The sequence below is a fragment of the Pedobacter sp. 01T416_2 genome, from assembly GCF_056398925.1.
The window spans coordinates 1-2,696 of record NZ_JBFTQI010000778.1 but is presented as its reverse complement, the minus strand read 5'-3'; the positions used below and the strand labels follow the sequence as shown (position 1 = coordinate 2,696).

At 34.3% G+C, this 2,696-nt stretch carries 3 protein-coding genes; all 3 read right to left on the bottom strand.

Annotated elements, in window-relative coordinates; genetic code table 11:
• Positions 1-1,108, bottom strand: a 1,108-nt coding sequence (locus AC1DPQ_RS23955) for an FG-GAP repeat domain-containing protein (RefSeq protein ID WP_477611100.1), incomplete at its 3' end; no start/stop codon positions are given.
• Between the two features lie 53 nt (positions 1,109-1,161).
• Positions 1,162-2,496, bottom strand: coding sequence for a cytochrome c (locus AC1DPQ_RS23950; RefSeq protein WP_477584555.1), 1,335 nt, complete (start codon positions 2,494-2,496; stop codon positions 1,162-1,164).
• A partial coding sequence (locus tag AC1DPQ_RS23945) for a thioredoxin domain-containing protein (protein ID WP_477611099.1) occupies positions 2,496-2,696 on the bottom strand: 201 nt, incomplete at its 5' end. The genes AC1DPQ_RS23945 and AC1DPQ_RS23950, both read right to left, overlap by 1 nt.

The window sequence follows — 2,696 nt, the reverse complement described above, 5'->3', positions numbered from 1 at the left end:
CTCCTAATCCCTGATTTAAGTGGAGCATATTTCTCATCTGCTGATTATAATATCCACTATCCAGTAATAAGTGATATTGGTCATACTCATCTGGTCCTTTAAGTAGCTTTTGCCTATGATTATCTTCGGGCAACATATCAAGCGTGATGATATCGGGTTTACCATCATTGTTATAATCGGCGATATCAGAACCCATTGAATACTTTGAAATGTGCTTGATAGATTTCCGGATACTTTCAGAAAAAGTGCCATTTTTATTGTTGATATAAAGGCAATCTTGTTCAGTATAATCACTTGAAGTATAAATATCTGGCCAGCCATCATTATTTAAATCGCTTACCGCTACGTTTAGGCCAAAATTTAAGGCATTATTTATAATCCCCGAGGTTAACGTAACATCTACAAAATGGGGTTGATTGTTTTTAGAATCATTTCTAAATAAACGATTCCCATATTTCATATTTGGGGTAGATCGTACTTTTTTAGTATTTAAAAAAGGTTTATAAGTTTGGTTTGAATGATTTAGCAAAAACATGTCTAAATCACCATCTTTATCGTAATCAAAAAAAACTGCTTGTGTAGATTGGGTTCCTATTGCATCAAGGCCGTAAACCTCTGCCATGTTTTTAAAAACAGGCATATCGCCTTTTATTCCCTGGTTAATAAATAATTCATTTTTGAGTTTACTGTCAGGAAATTTTCCGGAATGACTTACATATATATCGGGTAACCCATCTGCATTTACATCAGCAATACATACCCCTGTTCCCCAGGTACCATTTCCTCTTACACCTGCTTTATTCGTAATATCTTCAAATTTTAAATTTCCTTTGTTAAGGTATAATTTATGATCTGATGCATTTGATGAAAAAAAAATGTCTGACAAACCATCGCCATTAAAGTCGGCTACCCCAACTCCTGATCCGTTATACAAATATTCATAGTTCATAACGTGTAATGAATCCGTTTCAATTACTCTATTTACAAAACTGATATTTGTTTCCTTTGCCGGTAATAACGTAAATAAAGGCTGTTGTGCATTAGCGTTGTTAACAACAGCAGCTTGCATTGAGAAAAAAAGTGCGGATAGCCATATTCTTATTTTCATGGTACTTTTTATTAAATCAAGCTAAAATTAATTACACAATTGGTGGTAAGCCTTTATTTTAATTGTATTTGTTCGTCATTTTCTTTGTAGGGCAAAAACACAAGTAACATGGTCAACATCTCATCGGTAGATTTCATATCATTGGCCGAATAAACATTTCGGGGCGGGCTGCTTGGATTGTTAGGATTACTCGTTGTATTATCATAAGTACCCTCTATTGTTAATATAGAGCCCTTAGGAATTTTTACTAAATTTTTAAATTGATAAATTTCCTGCCATCTAAAATCCCAGGATGGAATTGAAACGAGTTGTATGGTGTCTTTCTTAGGCGTTACTGCGTATGATTTGAATATCTTACCCAAGTAATGCATATGCGGCCATATATATAATAAAGATTGATCTTGCGGTGTTGTGATTTTTAGTTCGAACTTTCTTACTGACTCAGCTGGGATAAAAAAGTAAGGCTCGATAGATTTTTCGCCTACACCGGCGGAGCCTAAACTAATTACCTCAACTTTTCGCCCAATTGGTGTTTTTTTGAAAAAGAAATTTACTCCTGAAATATTCTCTTCCTCCTTTGAAACCGGAGCAAAGTGTACAGTTAATAATATAACGCCCCGTTTAGGCATTACCCAACCAAAATTATTTGGATAAGATTCATAAGAGGTTCCTGGGATCCATCCTCCGTAATAGGTCATGTTTTTTTTAAAAGGAAAATACTGCGAGTATTTAGTCCGATCATCTTCTGTTAAATTTAAAAAATCGGCTCCCTGGTTAATATCAATATCATCTGCTACAGGATGAATAGCAAAGTTGGCATGATGTACTACTTTTTTATTGGACGAAAAAAACTCCATTGCTTCTACATTTTTTTCTACACCAATATCAAAAGGAATTTTAAAAACAATAAACCGCTCCTTATTATCGCCTAAAACTTTATATGGTTTATTTGTTTTTAAAACAAGATCGGGTTTCCTGAGATACTGAGTACCATCTATATATGTTTTAACTGCTTTTTTGGGCATTTCGCTAATATCGCCCATCGGCATTTTCTCGTCAACCCATTTGGCTATAGTTAGTTTTTCTTCATTCGTTAATGATCTATCATTTTTAAATAGTCTGTAGTGGTTATCTGGCTTCCATGGTGGCATGTAACCAGATTGGGTTACCTTTTTAATAAAAGAGCCCCTTTTTGCAACATCCTCGTAGGTTAATAAAGCAAATGGAGCAGCYTCTCCTGGCCTGTGACAGGGCTGGCACTTATTTTGAATAATGTATGCAACATCTTTATAGTAAGTTACCTTTTGGGCACTTACATGAGGTATGCAAATGAATATCCCAAGTATAATGGTAATAATTTTTAATAATACTAAAGATTTTGAATTCATTATATGTCGTTAATTAAGCACCCTATAGGAATCGTTTTTTTAAATGTTTGTTTGCCGTTTAAAAGGTCTTTTATAGCTTGTTCAAGATATTTTTCTGTAATTACCAAACGTTTCTGTCCGAGTGAGGAAGACCAGTTATCGATTAATCCACTATAGGTTATTGCGCCCATTTTATTGATTAAAAAAACTTCAGGCGTGGT